13 protein-coding genes and 2 pseudogenes are annotated in these 15,652 nt (G+C 63.5%); 8 read left to right on the top strand and 7 right to left on the bottom strand.

Translation table 11 applies throughout. The features are described from left to right. The first annotated feature begins 4 nt into the window (after positions 1 to 4). The 3 genes and pseudogenes from ACFQU1_RS05880 (at position 5) to ACFQU1_RS05870 (ending at position 2,706) form a co-directional block, all read left to right on the top strand. Positions 5 to 1,459 carry a hypothetical protein gene (locus tag ACFQU1_RS05880; protein ID WP_378130276.1) on the top strand — a complete coding sequence of 485 codons (1,455 nt, stop codon included), beginning with the start codon at positions 5 to 7 and terminating at the stop codon, positions 1,457 to 1,459. Beyond that, positions 1,446 to 2,285, top strand: coding sequence for a hypothetical protein (locus ACFQU1_RS05875; protein ID WP_378130274.1), 840 nt, complete (start codon positions 1,446 to 1,448; stop codon positions 2,283 to 2,285). Before ACFQU1_RS05880 ends, ACFQU1_RS05875 begins: the two co-directional genes overlap by 14 nt. After that, a pseudogene (locus tag ACFQU1_RS05870) lies at positions 2,189 to 2,706 on the top strand (dATP/dGTP diphosphohydrolase domain-containing protein). The gene ACFQU1_RS05875 and the pseudogene ACFQU1_RS05870 overlap by 97 nt, the downstream one beginning before the upstream one ends. Here the strand turns inward: ACFQU1_RS05870 and ACFQU1_RS05865 are convergent. Together ACFQU1_RS05865 and ACFQU1_RS05860 are read right to left on the bottom strand one after the other, a co-directional pair. Further along, positions 2,699 to 3,538 carry an AbiJ-NTD4 domain-containing protein gene (locus ACFQU1_RS05865; protein ID WP_378130272.1) on the bottom strand — a complete coding sequence of 280 codons (840 nt, stop codon included), beginning with the start codon at positions 3,536 to 3,538 and terminating at the stop codon, positions 2,699 to 2,701. The pseudogene ACFQU1_RS05870 and the gene ACFQU1_RS05865 overlap by 8 nt on opposite strands. Before the next feature lie 174 nt (positions 3,539 to 3,712). Next, positions 3,713 to 3,907 carry a DUF3606 domain-containing protein gene (locus tag ACFQU1_RS05860; RefSeq protein ID WP_378130270.1) on the bottom strand — a complete coding sequence of 65 codons (195 nt, stop codon included), beginning with the start codon at positions 3,905 to 3,907 and terminating at the stop codon, positions 3,713 to 3,715. 1,201 nt (positions 3,908 to 5,108) lie between these two features. Here ACFQU1_RS05860 and ACFQU1_RS05855 point away from each other — a divergent pair. The 3 genes from ACFQU1_RS05855 (at position 5,109) to ACFQU1_RS05845 (ending at position 10,111) form a co-directional block, all read left to right on the top strand. Continuing rightward, entirely contained in the window at positions 5,109 to 6,017 is a 909-nt protein-coding gene (locus ACFQU1_RS05855) for an ATP-dependent DNA ligase (RefSeq protein ID WP_378130268.1), read from the top strand. Continuing rightward, a complete protein-coding gene (locus tag ACFQU1_RS05850) occupies positions 5,953 to 6,252 on the top strand; it encodes a hypothetical protein (protein WP_378130266.1) in 300 nt (99 codons plus the stop codon). Before ACFQU1_RS05855 ends, ACFQU1_RS05850 begins: the two co-directional genes overlap by 65 nt. Before the next feature lie 226 nt (positions 6,253 to 6,478). Then, positions 6,479 to 10,111, top strand: a complete 3,633-nt coding sequence (locus ACFQU1_RS05845; RefSeq protein WP_378130263.1) for an autotransporter domain-containing protein — start codon at positions 6,479 to 6,481, stop codon at positions 10,109 to 10,111. A gap of 196 nt (positions 10,112 to 10,307) precedes the next feature. Here the strand turns inward: ACFQU1_RS05845 and ACFQU1_RS05840 are convergent. The 3 genes and pseudogenes from ACFQU1_RS05840 to ACFQU1_RS05830 form a co-directional block, all read right to left on the bottom strand. Further along, a pseudogene (locus ACFQU1_RS05840) lies at positions 10,308 to 10,561 on the bottom strand (SOS response-associated peptidase); the annotation flags it as partial. Positions 10,562 to 11,235: 674 nt separating this feature from the next. Next, positions 11,236 to 11,445 (bottom strand): hypothetical protein, encoded by a 210-nt coding sequence (locus ACFQU1_RS05835; RefSeq protein WP_378130261.1) that lies wholly within the window; start codon positions 11,443 to 11,445, stop codon positions 11,236 to 11,238. Positions 11,446 to 11,569: 124 nt separating this feature from the next. Further along, complete coding sequence (locus ACFQU1_RS05830) at positions 11,570 to 12,328, bottom strand: SDR family oxidoreductase (RefSeq protein WP_378130259.1); 759 nt, start codon at positions 12,326 to 12,328, stop codon at positions 11,570 to 11,572. 433 nt (positions 12,329 to 12,761) lie between these two features. Here ACFQU1_RS05830 and ACFQU1_RS05825 point away from each other — a divergent pair, with 433 nt between their 5' ends. Together ACFQU1_RS05825 and ACFQU1_RS05820 are read left to right on the top strand one after the other, a co-directional pair. Beyond that, entirely contained in the window at positions 12,762 to 13,130 is a 369-nt protein-coding gene (locus tag ACFQU1_RS05825; RefSeq protein WP_378130257.1) for a hypothetical protein, read from the top strand. 9 nt (positions 13,131 to 13,139) lie between these two features. Next, positions 13,140 to 13,490, top strand: coding sequence for a DUF2200 domain-containing protein (locus ACFQU1_RS05820; RefSeq protein ID WP_378130255.1), 351 nt, complete (start codon positions 13,140 to 13,142; stop codon positions 13,488 to 13,490). 157 nt (positions 13,491 to 13,647) lie between these two features. Here the strand turns inward: ACFQU1_RS05820 and ACFQU1_RS05815 are convergent, their stop codons facing one another. Together ACFQU1_RS05815 and ACFQU1_RS05810 are read right to left on the bottom strand one after the other, a co-directional pair. Continuing rightward, entirely contained in the window at positions 13,648 to 14,610 is a 963-nt protein-coding gene (locus tag ACFQU1_RS05815; protein WP_378130253.1) for a C45 family autoproteolytic acyltransferase/hydolase, read from the bottom strand. Between the two features lie 211 nt (positions 14,611 to 14,821). Further along, positions 14,822 to 15,592, bottom strand: a complete 771-nt coding sequence (locus ACFQU1_RS05810; protein WP_378130251.1) for a transporter substrate-binding domain-containing protein — start codon at positions 15,590 to 15,592, stop codon at positions 14,822 to 14,824. Positions 15,593 to 15,652 lie beyond the last annotated feature (60 nt).

Below are 15,652 nucleotides of genomic sequence, written 5' to 3'. Positions count from 1 at the left end.
TCACATGCCGCGCTTGCCGCGAGGCGTCCAGACGCTCGCCGATCAGGCAAGCCGAACGACCGGCAGCGTCGGCCAGGCATGGCAGAACCTCCAGACCGAGGTGGTGAAGGTCGTCGGCCAATTCGACGATGTGACGAAGGCCTCGGGCGTCACGGCCCATGCGATCGACGGCATCGCCACCGCGATCAGCAAGATTCCCCAGGCGATCGCCGATGCATCGGGATCGGTGGCGGACTTTGCCGAGCGGCTTCGTCTGCTTGGATCGCAGCTTCCCGTCATCTCTGATCTTCAGAAGATCGCGAACGATAACAGGACACAGGGGGCGCTCGGGGCCGAGCTCGGCGCCCTGATCAACGGCGACACCCGCAAGCTCGCCCCCGGGGAGGTCTACGGGCCGGTATTGCCGGCGGCGCCGCCGCCGAAAAAGGTGTCCATCAAGGACTTTCCGGCCGCGCCGAAATCCGGTGCCGGCGGAGGGGGCGGATCATCGCGGCGTTCGCCGGACGATCAGTTTCAGCGCTCATTGGACAGCACGCGTGAGCAGATCGCCGCGCTCAATGCCGAGCGCCTCGGTCTGGACCAGACGACCGAGGCCCGCGAGAAGGCGGCCGAGACGGTGCGGCTCTATGCCGATGCCAAGCGGGCGGGGCTCGCCGTCGACAAGGAAGGCGTGCCCGTCGATGCGCAGGCGCGCCAGAGGATCGATGAGCTGACCTCCGCCTATGGGCGTGCGGCGCAGGCGCTCGATGATGCGCGGGACAAGCAGCAGCAGTTTCAAGAACTGCAGCAATTCATCGGCGACAACCTCTCAGGCTTTTTCTCCGATATCGTTACGGGCTCGGCGACGGTCGAGGATGCGTTGAAGCGTGTCGTCTCGGCGCTCGGGGATGCGGCCCTACAAGCGGCGCTGCTCGGCCAGGGGCCGCTCGCCGGGCTGTTCGGCACCTCGGCCGGCGCCGGCAAGACGGGCGGCCTCATCGGGGCGCTGGGCGGCCTCTTCGGCGGGTCGAGCGGCGGCGGCGCCACGATTGCCGGAGGCTCGGGCGGCCTTTACGCGACCGGCGGCTATACCGGGCCAGGCGGCAAGTATCAGCCGGCCGGCGTCGTCCATAAGGGCGAATATGTCTTCGACGCCGCCGCCGGCGGCCCGCGCGATGGGCATCGGCGAGCGCTCCGCTCGGCGCATCAGAAATGCCATGCTGGCGCAGGCGGCCGAGAAGCCGCCGGAGGCGCAGCGCCGCGAGCAGCACGATGCGGCTTTCTATCGGCGGCGCTCGCTCAGCCTGGCGCGCGAGCTCGCCAAGGTGGAGCTGCTCGCCGAACAGTTGGCGGGCATGCGCGGCCAGTCGGTGCAGCCGCCTGCGTGGTTGCTCGCGGCATCGTCGGGCAAGCGCAGCCGTTCGGTGATCGGGCTTCTCCTGTCCGACGTGCATGCAGGGGAGGTGGTGAGCTCCGATGAAATCCTGGGCCTCAATGCCTTCGACGTCGAGATCTGCCGCAGGCGGCTGCGGCTCCTTTTTGCCGCGGCCTGCGAGATTGGCCCGCGATGGACCGTCGATTGCGACAATCAGGGCGTGTTGCTCACCCTCGGCGGGGATCTCGTCTCCGGCGACATCCACGAGGAGCTGCGCATCACCAATGGCCTCACGGCCCATGAACAGGTGCGCTTCGTGGTCGAGGAGGTCACGGCCGGCATCCGGCATCTGCGCGAAACCTTCGGCCGGGTGCATGTCGTCTCGGTGCCGGGCAACCATGGCCGGGTGACGCTGAAGCCGACGGCGAAGCTCTATGCGCGCGCCTCATATGACACGCTGGCGGCTTCCATGATCGCCGACCGATTCGAGGGCGACAAGCGCGTCACATTCCAGATCGGCGCTTCGCGCGACGCCGTCGTGCCGGTGCTCGGCCATACCGTCTTCGTCAACCACGGCGACGGCATGGGGACGGGCGGCGGGCAGGGCTTCATCGGCCCGCTAGCGCCGATCGTGCGCGGCACGAAGAAGGTGGAAGCGCAACAGGCGAGGGCAGGGCGCCGGCCGGACCTCATCCTGCATGGGCACTATCACACCTCGGCCAATCCGGGGAACGTGCTGAGCAACGGCTCGGTGCCCGGCTATACCGAATATGGCAATGGCCTGCGCGCCAGCCTCGAGCCGCCGATGCAGTGGCTCTTTCTCTTGCACGAGCGATGGAAGCTGCGCGAGCGCGTCGAGATCCAACTCGAGGAGCCGGCCATCCCGCCGCTCCCGCGCGTGCGCATCCCGGCCGAGATGGGGAGGGCGTGATGGAGGGACGCAAGGATGATCAGGACAAGGCGCCGCTTCACCGGCTGCCGCGCGCCTTCCTCGAACAACTCGCCCGCGCGCTCCCTGCGGATCCTGCCGAGCGGGCGGCGCTGCGCTTGGATCTGATCCCTCCTGAGGCAATCATCGCCTTGGCCTCCGTGCTGGCCTATGGGGCCGAGAAATATGGCGAGCGCAACTGGGAGAAGGGAATGCCTGGAGCCGGCCTTTCGATGCGGCCGAGCGCCATGGACTCGCCTGGTGGGAGGGTGAGGCGGCCGACCCCGAGACGGGCATGTCTCAACTCTGGCACCGGATCTGCAACGATGCTTTCCTCATCGCATTCGAGGCGCGCGGAGCCGGTCAAGATGACCGCCGCGCTAGTCTCGCCGCCTCAGACCCTTTAGCAGGGCGTCCTAGGTGATGGATTTTTGAATCAGGTAGCTCGCGAAGGCGGCGCAAGCCCCAATCATAAAAACTGCATCTGCTTCATCAACGTTTGCAACCGGATCATCAACTAGGGGGTGTCTTATTCCCTGATGATCATTCGTGTAACCGTAGAGCGCACTAAAGCCTCTCTTCATTGCTGGATGGATGGACTTCCTCTTTTCCAGGTTCATAAGTGCTCGATCAAGGGAGGTCTCATTACCGACAATGGCCCGGGCGACCGATTCCACGACATGAATGCTCTCTCTAACGGAATCGGCGTAGCGACCGTGCGTCAGATGAGAGGCAGATGTCCGAAGGTGGGAAAGAGCGCCAGTCATTTTAGCGCCAGAGAGGTCTTCGAAAGCAGCCTCTAGGGTGCGGCGCTCTTGCTCCGATGTCATCGGTACGAGGGTATCGCGATTGATAAATCTGAAACCGGCACGACTTTTTTCCAATACGGTCTGAAATGAATCAACAGTTTGGTGGGGAGCCGGTTCGTAACGGGCAATCCACTGAATCAGCTCATAACAGTCGTAGTACGCTCCATCAAGTAGCGCCGACTTAACCTTATCAAGCGCGTCCGATACAGAGAACTCATCGAGCGGCAAATTGAAAAAGCTGACATACATAACTGTGAGAAGCGTTTGCCATTCTCGATTTACAACTTCATAGCCGCTTTTGTCTTTTGCGGACGCGTAAATGACCGCCCACAAGGCATTGCGGGTCGAGAGTGGAAGCTCGTCAGACCGCATCTGTTGCGGCAGTTCATCGATGCCTTCAGCTTGCCTGAAACTCAACCCTTTACGCCGATCGTATTCCGTCGTCATTGGTGCCCCCATGCTCTCCTCTCAGGCACTACTGCCTTCACAGGGCTGAGTCCACGGTGGGGTTTCCATTGGACCTTAGGGACGTCTATTCCCGAGTGTGTGGCACGCGTTTGGGGGGCTGACGTCAGCGTATGCGTGCAGGTAAATGCGGCCGCGACCAGCGTTCTCAACGCCTCAGCTCCGACCTCGTTTCATCTCGGCGGCCGTCGCGTCCAGCTTCGCTCGATCATTCCCGAATTTCTCGATCAGGCTCTTCGCCTCCTGCGTCATGATGCCGTGCTGTTTGGCGAAGTAGCTGACCTTGTAATCCTGGTCGCCTGCGACCTTGCTGCGATTGTCGGCGCCGCACTTGTCTCGTGAATCATCCATGGCTCGCTCCTCCTGGCTTGCACATTGAGAAGCCGGAACGCAGCCGTTCGGTTCCGATCCGATGGTCGGCTCGGCTGTGGTCGAGGCGTTGGAATGCCCCGACGGGATCATTGCCGAAAATCCAGCGGACCGGGCTGCGGCTGCGGTCCCGGGGGTTCAGGGCAAGCGCCAGGGCGGAGTTCATCTTGGAGAACAATCGCGCGATTCGCGATTTCCGGCTGCCGTCGATATGTCGATTGGTCACGAATCCTCCGAGTGAGGAGGATGGGGCATCCCTCTCACTCGACGGCGTAAGGCGGCATCACGCAAATTCTGATACTCGCTGGACCAAAACCCCATATTTCGCAGGGCTGAGTGAACAGCCTCTCCGTTTACTTCTGAAGGCGAAGACAGATCCCGGCGAGCGTACTGTAGCAAGGCTACCGAAAGCGCGTATACGACCGCGGCGTCTATGATGTAAGTCTGGACGTTGGAGGTTATTGGCGTTTCATTAGCGGTGGCCGCCAGCCTAGACCGTTGAACCTGTATCTCAGCAAGGAGATCGGCGGCATATCGACCTGAAACGCCGTCGTCTAGCTCGATGAGGTCCTTCAGAAGTTGAACTGCGTCAGGCGCAATCCCGGGCAATTCTATTGCCGGGTAGGCCGCAGGTTGTCCGCCATTGAGGAGTACGTCCAGCGTCCCCCTAAGGTGATGTGCGCAGAGATCTGCGTAGCGCGCTACTTCGCTGAGGGTCAATGGGAGCGCTGCCCGAGTGGCACGAAGTTGCCGACGGCGTCTTCTCGCTTCTATAACGTATGCTTGGCGAATTTGCCGCGATATATAAAAGCCGCCAATTAGCGCAGCGATAATCGTTAACGGCCCAGAAAGAAATGCCCCCCAGTCCTTCACCCATTGGAATAACACCAGGTTCCGTATAGCGGTTGTAGCTGATCTCGCGCATTCTGTGGTGAAGACTGGCTCACATGGTGGGTCGCTAATCAAAAATCCCGCCGCCAAAGCGAAATAGATGATTGCAAATATTGATAATGTCCTTCGGACGCGCTTCATATCTGTCTTCACCGCATGCCGGTTGACTCGAGGTCGCTGACGCACCTGTTGAGGTCGACGAGGAAGGCGAAGGTCGCGGGCATAGCTCGATCCGAACCTTGGAACCAATGACGCCATAGATACTTGAGTCGCGTCACTTGGAGTCCCGACAATGCCGCGCGGCCGCCGCCCGCCTGTGTCCCAGCGCTCGACCGATGTGGTCGACGAGCAGGTCCGAAGTCGCGCGGTCGTCCGAAAGAGGCCGCCGCCGGGGCAGGAAGAGCTGTTCGCGGCCCCGGCGCGGATGCCGGAGCGGGTGGCGCCCTGTCTGCCGACGCTCGTGCCGAAGGCGCCGCGCGGCGATGAGTGGCTGCACGAGGTGAAATGGGACGGTTATCGCATTGCCGTCCATGTCCAAGGCCAGACCGTCGCCGTGATGACACGCGGCGGCTTTGACTGGACCGGCCGCTTTCCGCGGATCGTCGCTGCTGCTCGCGAGCTCGGCATCGAGACGGCCATCGTCGACGGCGAAGCCTGCGTGCTCGACGAGAAGGGCATCGCCAGCTTCGGGGCACTCCAGGCGGAGCTGGCGCGCGGTGCCGCGCCGACCGCCGTGCTCTGCGCCATCGATTTGGCCTATCTCAATGGCCGCGATCTACGCGAGCTGCCGCTCGAGGAACGGCGCGAGGCGCTGGGCGAGATGATCGACCTCGCTAAGCCCGGCGCCATGCTCTTCTCGGAGGCGATCGAGGGTGAGGGCCCGGATGTCTATCACCACGCCTGCGGCCTCGGTCTGAAGGGCATTGTCTCCAAACGCCGGATCGTCGAGATCCACCCATGGGGCGCCAGGGTGGACGACATCGAGCGGCCCGATATGCTCGTCTTCGACCTCGATCCGGGCGAGGGATCGATTGGGATTTTCTCGTCGAGACGGCGCTCGAGCTGCGCGACATGCTGGAGCATGAGGAAGGCCTGCCGAGCTGGCGAAGCTCTCCGGTGGCAAAGGCGTGCACCTGATGGTGCCGTTCGATCGCCGGATGGATTGGGACGGGGCGCATGCCTATTGCCGCCGGCTCGCTGAACGCATGGCGCGCACCGCACCTGATCGCTACACGACCTCCGCCAATCTCAGCGCCAGACGCGGCCGTCTGTTCATCGACTGGCTCCGGAACGGCCGCGGCGCGACCGCCGTCGGCGCCTTTTCACCCCGCGCCCGGCCGGGCTTTCCCGTCGCTGCGCCGGTCACATGGCGGGATGTCGAGCGCGGCATGCGGCCCGATGCGTTTACGATCGGGAATGTCCCGCAACGCCTTTGAACAACTCGCCTCCGCGCGATATCACAGCGGATCCGGCGAACGGCGGCAAGCGCTGGATTGGGCCCGCAGTGCTCAATTTGTCACGCTGGATCATATCTGCAACTCCACACACAGTATTCTATTGCCCTGCCAAAGCTTCGTGGGACTGATAAGAATCCGAGTCTGCTGGATTGCGCGGACAGAGGTTCAATGTGCACTGCTTTGTGGTTCGGGGGAACGGTTCACGATGAGTGATACAGCCAATACGCTTCGGAGGCAGTTCAAGAGAACGCTGATTGTCAGTACTTTTTCCGTTGCGCTGATGGCCTCCGTGGCGGCGCGCGGCGCCTTTGCGGCAAACTACACAGCCGCAAACGAGGCCGAGTTCCAGGCCAGGGTCGCTCAGGCGAACAACGATGGCGATCCGTCCTCGACGATTACGCTGATCGCACCCGTCACGTTGACCGACCCGGCGGCATCACTCGGTGCCAGCACGAAGCCACTGATCATCGACACCGCCGGATCCGTGCTTTCGGTTCTGACGCAGAGCGGGACAGTGACCTATTCCGGCGGCATTGTTGGCGCCGGAGCCTTCACACAGGGCGGCCCCGGCACGAGCATCCTGACGGGCAACAACACCTACACCGGCGGGACGACGATCGCTGCCGGCACCTTGCAGCTCGGCAACGGCGGCACCTCCGGGGCCATCATCGGCAATGTGACGAACAACGACACGCTCGCGTTCGATCGGTCGAACAGCTACACCTTCGGCGACGTGATTTCCGGCTCGGGAACCGTGAAACAGATCGGCGCCGGTACGACCATCCTCATCGGCAACAACAGCTATTCGGGCGGAACGCAGGTTCGCGGTGGCACGCTGGTCGCTCAAGCCGGCAATGCGATCGGCGATTTGTCTTCGGTGTTCGTGTTCGATGGTGGCACCTTCCGCGTGGCTGACGACGAGACTGTCGCCACGTTGGCCGGAGGCGGCGGCACGGTGGACCTCGACGGGGCAGACCTGACGCTTGCATCGACTTTCGCCAATGTCACGTCATCCTATCCGGGCAGCATCACCGGCACTGGCGGGTTGGTGAAGCAAGGCGCCTTCGAGCAAGTTCTGTCCGGCAACAACAGCTATCAAGGTGCAACCCAGATCCTGGGCGGCACGCTCTATGCGGTCGGCGCAGGCATCAATTCCATTCCGGACACCTCGGCCGTGACGGTTGCCGCGGGTGCCACGCTGTCGCTCGTCCAGCCATTTCCTCCTTTTGCAGGCGAGGAAAGTGATGACGAAACGATCGGCTCGCTGGCCGGGGCAGGACATGTGGATCTCGGCGCTCAAGTCCTGACTATCGGCGGCAACGATGCCAACACGACCTTTTCCGGCGTGATTGCCGGCGTGGGCGGTTCGCTCGTCAAAACCGGTTCCGGCACGACGGTGCTGAGCGGCGCCAATACCTATACCGGACCCACGACTGTTGCAGCCGGGACCTTGCAGGCAGGTGCTGCGAATGCCTTCAGCCAGGCGAGCGGCACCACGGTGGAGGGCGGCGGCACGCTCGATCTCGGCGGCTTCGTCCAGGCGATCGACACGGTGTCGCTGGCCGGCGGCACCCTCCAGAACGGGGCCCTGGCCGGAGCGGTCACCTCGACTGGCGGCACGGTGGCGGACCTCGGCGGCAGCGCGAGCCTGACCACGCTGTCGGGCCTCACGACGGTGCTGGGCACCAACACCTACACGGGCGGCACGACGATCAACGGCGGTGTCTTGCAGCTCGGCGACGGCGGCACGTCGGGCACGATCACCGGTGATGTCGTGAACAACGGCACGCTCGCCTTCGATCGGTCGGACCTGTTCACCTTCGATGGCGCGATCTCCGGCTCCGGTGCGGTGAACCAGATCGGGTCGGGTACGACGGTGCTGAGTGGCATCAACAGCTATACCGGCGCCACGACGATCGATGCGGGCACGCTGAAGGGCGGCGCGGCCAATAGTTTCAGCCAAGCGAGCGCCACCACCATCGAGAGCGGCGCGACGCTCGATCTCGGCGGCTTCGCGCAGGCGATCGACAGTGTGTCGCTCGCCGGCGGCACCCTCCAGAACGGCGCGCTCGCCGGGGCGGTCACCTCGACCGGCGGCACGGTGGCGGGCCTCGGCGGCAGCGCCAGCCTGACGACGCAGGCCGGCATCACAACCGTGCAGGGCACCAACAGCTACACCGGCCCGACGACGGTAGCGGGCGGCATGCTGGTGGTTGGCGATGATGCCCATGCCGGCGCCTCGCTCGTCAGCGCCGTCACGGTGAACAGCGGCGGCACGCTCGGCGGCATCGGCACGGTCGGCGGGCTCAGTGTGGGTTCCGGCGGCATCGTGGCGCCCGGCAATTCTATTGGCACGCTCACCGTCAATGGCAATGCCAGCTTCGCCCCGGGCTCGACCTATCGGGTCGAGATCAATCCGGCCGGCCAGAGCGATCTTTTGGCCGTCACCGGCACGGCGACGCTCAATGGCGGCACGGTCGGGCTGACGAAGGCGCCCGGCCTTTATGCGCCGGGCACGCGCTACACCATCCTCACTGCCAATGGCGGGGTGAGCGGCGCCTTCGCCGGCCTGACGCAGGATATGCCCTTCGTCGATCTGGCGCTCGGCTACGACCCGAGTGACGTCTATCTCGACATCGTCCGCAACACCGTGCCCTTCCCGGCGGTCGGCGTCACCCGCAACGAGATCGCCACGGCGGCGGCCGTCGAGGCGCTCGGGACGGGCAATCCCGTCTATGACGCGGTGGTCGGCCAGCCCACAGTGGCCGGCGCCCGCCAGGCCTTCAACGCCTTGTCCGGCGAGATCTATGCGAGCGCCCAGGGCGTGATGCTCGACGACAGCCGCTATATCCGCGAGGCGGTCGGCGACCGCCTGCGTCAGGGATTGACGCCGGAGGCGGGCGCACTCGCTGCGCTCGCCCCGACCGGGCCGGCGCTCGCCTATGCGCCCGCGCCAGTCATCAAGGGCCCGCTCGGCAAGGACGAGGCGCAGGTGCCGGCGGTGCTCGCCCCGGCCTATGCGCTCTGGGGCGAGGGCTTTGGCGCCTGGGGGCGGCGCGGCAGCGACGGCAATGCAGCCGGCCTCGACACCTCCGTCGGCGGCTTCGTGCTCGGCGCCGATGCGCCGGTCGGCGACCAATTCCGGGTGGGCGTCGCCGGCGGCTACAGCCGCACCTCCATCGACGGCAACGCCGGCTCCTCGGCCGATCTCGACACCTATTATGCGGCGCTCTATGGCGGCGGCCAGTGGGGCCCGCTCGGGATCAGGCTCGGGGCGGCCTACAGCTGGCATGATCTCGATGCGACGCGCGCCGTCGTCTTCCCCGGCTTCGGCGAGACGCTGAAAGGGAGCCAGGATGCCAATACGACGCAGGCCTTCGGCGAGATCGGCTATCGCCTGGCACTCGGCGGCGTGGCGCTCGAGCCCTTCGCGGGCCTGGCTTACGTGAACCTCGAGACGGATGCCTTCACGGAAGCGGGCGGGGCGGCCGGGCTCACCGGCTTCAGCGGCAGCGAGGCCGTGACCTTCACGAGCCTCGGCGTCCGCGCGGCGCAGCGCTTTGCGCTCGGCGCCACGACGGCACTGACGCTGCGTGGCACGCTCGGCTGGCAGCACGCCTTCGGCGATACGACCCCGACCGCGGCGCTCGCCTTCACCGGCGCGAGCCTGCCCTTCACGGTGGCGGGCGTGCCGATCGCCGAAGATGCGTTGGTCGTCAAGGCCGGCGCCGATCTCGCCATCGGCCCGGCGGTGACCCTCGGCGTCGCCTATTCCGCCCAGTTCGCCCAAGACGCCCAGGACCAGCAGCTCAAGGGCGTGCTCAACGTGAGGTTTTAGACGAGCTTCCAACGGTAGGCGCTTACGAGCGCGTTTATTCGCTCTATGACTCTGTAATCTTCGATGGTTCCCGCGACGGAGGGAGAGCCACCTCTGTGCGGTAGGGCCGGACTCTTTTGTTGGTCATTTTGTTCACTGATGGCGTAAGGGGCGCCATGGAGATGAACATGCTGGCCTACGGTGATCGATCGCAGGCCTAAAGTAAGCTCAACGACTGTTGGCGCTGCGCCGGCTCGCCGCCGTCCTGCTTCACGCCCCTGACGACGTTTGAAGGGCACCATCTGGCAATGGCCGCTGCAAGGCCTGCGCCTCGTCCCACGGCGCCCGCATCCAGACCTCGCGCTCTTCCTCGGTCGTCAGGATGACGGGCATCGCCTTGTCATGGATGGGCTCAACGTCCGCGTTCGGCTCGGTCGTGAGGAAGCCGTAGAAGTCGCAGGTGACCTCGCCTGACAGGGCCACCTGATGCGGCCAGCGCCGGTCAACCTCGCTGGTGAGAGCTCGCCCTTGCGTCGTGACATGCTCACACTGATGCAATCACATTGCGCCGGTCCGTATCGGCGCTGGGCGTGAAGAAGACCCGCATATGCGTCTGGTGACAGTGAGGGCAGAACAACCGCGTCCCTAGGCGTACAAGCGGGAAGGACGGCCCCTTGGCCATGAGAAGAGTGTCGAGGTCGAGTTCTGCGAGAAAACACATTCACGGCGCTTTTTCATTCCTTCGCCCTTGCCGCTGGCGCATTCACATGGATCCGCCACCCGAGCGACCATGCCTCTCCCAATGTCTCGACTGCCATGGGGCGCCTCGTGCGGTCTCCTATTCTGTGAGAACGGACGGAGAACGAAACACAAGATCGGGCGGGAGTCGAGTCGCGCGGTGAGGGTTCGCCATCGACTTTCAGGACGTGCCTTGGCTGCCCTTTATCATGCGCAGCAAGCCCACGCGTTCGGGCTTCAGGGAGTTTTCCAATTCACCATATGTTCCGGTGTTTTCATGGGGTGTTTCGACGCTGCTTTGGAAAACGAAGCCGTTGATTTTGCGGCGAAATCCGACCTGACACATGACTCCTAATCAGCGGGTCCAAGGTTCGAGCCCTTGTGCACCCACCATTCAAATCAGTGCCTTAGCTGGTTTCTGGTGGACTACCGAAGACGCGGTCGGGAGATGGTTGGGAATTTTTCTTTCCTCGCCGTTCCGTCCACCACGCCGACACAGCATTCAGTTCCATGACCGCCGCCTCGGCGAGCTCGACCCGTCCGCCCAGGTCATGGGCGTCCAGAATGGCCTCCATATCCTTCAGACTATGACTGGTGATTGCAGCGATCTCCGGCATGGATGAGCGGTACTCCCGTTCGACCGCGGGCGCGTTCTTGAGAGCGAAGAATGGGGCGATCCTCCCGGGACGCTACACCTGCGAGGACCGCAGTCGCGTTCTGATAGACTCACCCTGACGGCTCTCATGTAAGCCGGACGGACATCCCGCCATCCACGATCATCGGGCTTCCCGTCATGAAGCTCGACCGGTCGGAAAGGAGAAAAAGGGCTGCTTGCGCAATTTCCTTCGCATTGGCCATCCGTTTCATAGGATGCAACTTTGCGACGAAATCTAAAGCGGCAGGATCCCCTTCTCCTCCGCTTGGCGTGATCGTGCCGCCCGGCAATAAGGCATTAACGCGGATGCCGTCGGCCGCGTGGTCGGAGGCCAGCGACTGCGCCAGTCCGATCAATCCAGCCTTGGACGCCGCATAGGCTCCCATTCCTGGCATTCCGCCATTGCTGAAGCCAACGAAGGACGACGTGAAGACGATTGAGCCCTTCCCTTGTTTTTTCAAGGCCGGTATCTGGGCCTTTGCGGCCAGGAAAGCGCTTGTCAGGTTGACCGCAATGACATCGTTCCAATTGCTGATCCCCATATCGGCGACCGGCGCCATCTCCCCAACCATGCCGGCGTTATTGAAAGCGCCGTCCAGTCCATCGAACTCTCTCATAGCCAGATCGACGAGAGCATCGGCATAACCCTCATCCTTTACATCGCCGGAAAGATATACGGCTCGGCCGTTACTCCGATTGATTTGCCCAGCAATGCTTTCCAACTCAGCCGGTCGGCGTGCCCCAAGGACGACATGGGCCCCCTCGGCAGCAAAGAGCAAAGCCGCAGCGGCGCCGATCCCGCTGCTTGCCCCCGTCACGATGATCGACCTGTTTTTCAGTTCCATGACATGTCCTCCTGAGCGCTCTGCCATGGGTGATCATAGGTTGTGCTGAAGGCGCGGCTATCCGTTTCCTGCTCTCAAACAGCTTATGTCGGCGAGGTCGCAAGATGCGGCAGTGCCCGTCCAGACGTATGACGCCAAGATCCATAGCCCGCCCTGACGGTACTCTGAAGCAACAGCTACCCGCGATGGGTCACCGGCGCCGTTGGTGCCCAGCCCGAATATTTCTTCTCGATCGCCTTCCGCAACGGCGCGCAACGGGTGTCGCTGCACAGCGATCTCGTCGCCGACGGCACGGTGTCGGCCAATGCCATCCAGACAGACAGCATTGCCGAGGCGACGAACCCGGGTAGAATTGACGCGCACAGCCTCGAATATCTGCGGCGCTGTTTCAAACCTCTGGTCCAGCCCGCAAGAGCGCTTAGAGGGCGCACACATGAGCACGAACGACACCTATGTCGCGGTCTTCACCAGCAACAAGACCAGCCCACGCTGGCAGGCCTGGTATGCGATGTCCGACGAGGAACGGCGCGGGAAGGACGAGGAAGGGCTCGCCGCCCTGAAAGCCTGGGACGAGGAGCACAAGGATGCCATCGTCTACGAGGGCGGGCCGCTCGGCCCAACCAAGCGCACCTCTCCGGATGGCGTGGCGGACGTTGTGAACGAGCTGACCGTTTTCGTCGTCGTGCGCGCGTCATCGCACGAAGCCGCGGCGAAGATGTTCGAAGGCCATCCGCACTTCACGATCTTCCCCTGTGACGCCGTAGACGTGATGCCGCTTCTTGGCCCCGATCCCGACGCATGAGGGGGTGGCATGACCAAGCATCGAATCTATTCCGTGAGCTTTGCCAGCGTCTATCCGCACTATATCGCCAAGGCGGAAAAGAAAGGACGCACCAAAGCCGAGGTTGATGAGATCATCCGCTGGCTAACGGGCTACACCCAGAAGCGGCTTGACGCCCAGCTGGGGACGAAAACCAGCCTGGAGGATTTTTTTGGTCAGGCGCCTCAACTGAATCCTTCGCGGAGTTTGATCACGGGGGTGATCTGCGGTGTCCGGGTGGAAGACATCGAAGACCCGCTGATGAAGGAAATCCGTTACCTCGATAAGCTGATCGACGAACTCGCCAAGGGCAAGTCGATGGAGAAGATCTTGCGGCAATGACGCGATCGCATCGACTGCGATCCGGCAATGGCACGATCGGGCATCGGTTGACCGAAAGCGGACCGTCAGGGTTGTAGAAGCGGTAAGCCGAAGCTGGCATTTGTGTTCTGATGGCGCGGTAGCTGCGGTCGACCTTCTCGGGGATTGGAAAGGCCAACTACGGCATGAGGTCTCCGTAGTCATGTGTGTAGCCCCCAGTGTTGAAGTGATCGAAGCTGTGATGCCAAACCTTTCCAGGCCAGAGGTACTCCACACGCCCCTCGGCAGGCCGGTAAACGGCGGTGTAGGCCGTCGTGAAATTTGCTCGGCGAGAATACAGCGGTGCATCAAGAAAACGCGCGATCAACGTTTGCAGGGTCATCGTCGGTACGCTCAAGAGATCAAGCAACACCTCTTGCCGCAGGGCTGAATCCGGCCCCGAGGGAGTTTCCTGATGGTTCGTGCACGCTCGAAGCAGCGTCACCGCTGGCGTACGGCCAGGTCCGAGAAACAGCGTGGCGTAGGCACCAGTCCGATCAAGCAAAGTGACGTTCTGCGAGAGGGCGACCGGAAGTCGGGATAGGGTTGCAATGGCTTCGGTCACGTTACGACAGGTTTCCAGCACATAGCGCAGCATCAAGATGATGGAAAACCCACGCCCCTGCCTGCGACTGCCGCCGAAAGTCAGACTGGCAACCAAGCCACTCTCATTCATACCGTCGAGACAGCCGCCCCAAGGCCTTTGGGCTTTCGCGATCACACGGCGTCCAAACCAGCATGTCATTTCGAAGCGGTCGGATACGATTTCCAGCGGGTAATCGTAATTGCGAACCAATGCCGGACCTCCTTCGCCGAGCCAGACCGCTTGACTGCAGCCATGGGGGATCGGGGGAGGCCGGTAATGGCTCAGAATGCGATGCGCCATGTCGTCCTCCCCGACCAGAGCACAGACATGATCATAGTGGGGCACCAACTCCGGCATGTGGCGCTTCAGCGCGACCCGGCACTCGACCGCACTTGGCGGATCCGCGAGCCCCTCGCCACGGTACCAGCTCTCCGTCGCCTGACGGCCGGCATTAAAGCGGTCGAGCCAAGCCGCGCCTGGTCGTTCCTCGCAGTCGGCGACGAAGTGCTTCTGCACGTACCAGCTCCGCTGTCGTTCTGGGCCCGCTACCGCGCGTATTGGTGACGGCCGAGAAGAGCTGACAAGGACATGTCCTGCTGTCTACTACCTCAGGAAGGGAGAACTCCCCCTGGCCAATGTTAAGCAGGATATGACGCCGCTTTCGCCCATCATCCTTCGAGGCTCGCTGCGCCCGGATCTTTCGGTGGGGCGCGGGCTAAGCAGGCACTCAAGCCACCGGCGCTACGCTCAGCCGTCCCTCGACACCATACTTTGCTATGAGCTCGGCGACGAAGCCGGACGCCTTGGCGGCCTCGACGAAGCGGACCATCTCCGCGAGCGCCGCCGCCTTCGCCTTCGGCGTGCCGATGGCCTGCTGCACGGCGGTGTAGCTGCCCGGCACCAGGCGGGAGCCCGGCACCTTACCGACCTCGCCGATGAGCCCCGGCCGCAGCCCGGCCAGCGCGTCGAGCTTGTTCTCGACGAAGTTGGCGAACGCCTCTTCCGGCGACTCAGAGTGGACGAGCGTGGCGTTCTTGATGTTGCGCTCCAGCCACAGCCCATAGGCCGTGCGCGGCGCCACTGCGATGCGCACGCCGGGCGCATCAACGTCGGCAATCGTCTTCAGCGACACACTGGCCGGCACGAGGTAGGTGGCCTCGATCTCGCAATAGGCGGGGGTGAAGGCGATCACCTCGGCGCGCTGCGGCTCGGCGCCGATCAACGCGATGTCCCATTCGTCCTTCGGCGCCGCGTCCGCGACAGGGCCAGGCGAGGCGTAGGGCAGGAGCTTCACCCCGACGCCGAGATGCTCAGCGAATGCAGCCGCCATATCGGGCGAGACGCCGACGGGATCACCATCCGGTGTCCGGCCCGTGACCAGCAGGAAATTGGACATGTTGACGCCAACCCGCAGCACGCCGCTGGGCGCGAGCAGATCCCGCACCGCGGCCGAGGCCGGGGCGAGGTTCAGGCGGGAAGTCGATAGCGGCGTGGTCATTGGGCGTTTCCCTTATTGAAACCCCGTGCTTACCACGCCGACGGATCCGCGTTAACCGCC

Source organism: Chelatococcus sp. GCM10030263, assembly GCF_042666455.1.
In the GTDB taxonomy this organism is placed as follows: Bacteria; Pseudomonadota; Alphaproteobacteria; order Rhizobiales; family Beijerinckiaceae; genus Chelatococcus.
The sequence above is the reverse complement of the archived record's forward strand: the minus strand, read 5'-3'. Positions and strand labels throughout refer to the sequence as shown.

What these genes read in the sequence shown, in the direction of transcription:
- ACFQU1_RS05880 (WP_378130276.1), top strand. Translation starts at nt 5, where the DNA reads ATGCCGCGCTTGCCGCGAGGCGTCCAGACGCTCGCCGATCAGGCAAGC.
- ACFQU1_RS05865 (WP_378130272.1), bottom strand. Translation starts at nt 3,538, where the DNA reads ATGACGACGGAATACGATCGGCGTAAAGGGTTGAGTTTCAGGCAAGCT.
- ACFQU1_RS05860 (WP_378130270.1), bottom strand. Translation starts at nt 3,907, where the DNA reads ATGGATGATTCACGAGACAAGTGCGGCGCCGACAATCGCAGCAAGGTC.
- ACFQU1_RS05855 (WP_378130268.1), top strand. Translation starts at nt 5,109, where the DNA reads ATGCCGCGCGGCCGCCGCCCGCCTGTGTCCCAGCGCTCGACCGATGTG.
- ACFQU1_RS05850 (WP_378130266.1), top strand. Translation starts at nt 5,953, where the DNA reads ATGGTGCCGTTCGATCGCCGGATGGATTGGGACGGGGCGCATGCCTAT.
- ACFQU1_RS05845 (WP_378130263.1), top strand. Translation starts at nt 6,479, where the DNA reads ATGAGTGATACAGCCAATACGCTTCGGAGGCAGTTCAAGAGAACGCTG.
- ACFQU1_RS05835 (WP_378130261.1), bottom strand. Translation starts at nt 11,445, where the DNA reads ATGCCGGAGATCGCTGCAATCACCAGTCATAGTCTGAAGGATATGGAG.
- ACFQU1_RS05830 (WP_378130259.1), bottom strand. Translation starts at nt 12,328, where the DNA reads ATGGAACTGAAAAACAGGTCGATCATCGTGACGGGGGCAAGCAGCGGG.
- ACFQU1_RS05825 (WP_378130257.1), top strand. Translation starts at nt 12,762, where the DNA reads ATGAGCACGAACGACACCTATGTCGCGGTCTTCACCAGCAACAAGACC.
- ACFQU1_RS05820 (WP_378130255.1), top strand. Translation starts at nt 13,140, where the DNA reads ATGACCAAGCATCGAATCTATTCCGTGAGCTTTGCCAGCGTCTATCCG.
- ACFQU1_RS05810 (WP_378130251.1), bottom strand. Translation starts at nt 15,592, where the DNA reads ATGACCACGCCGCTATCGACTTCCCGCCTGAACCTCGCCCCGGCCTCG.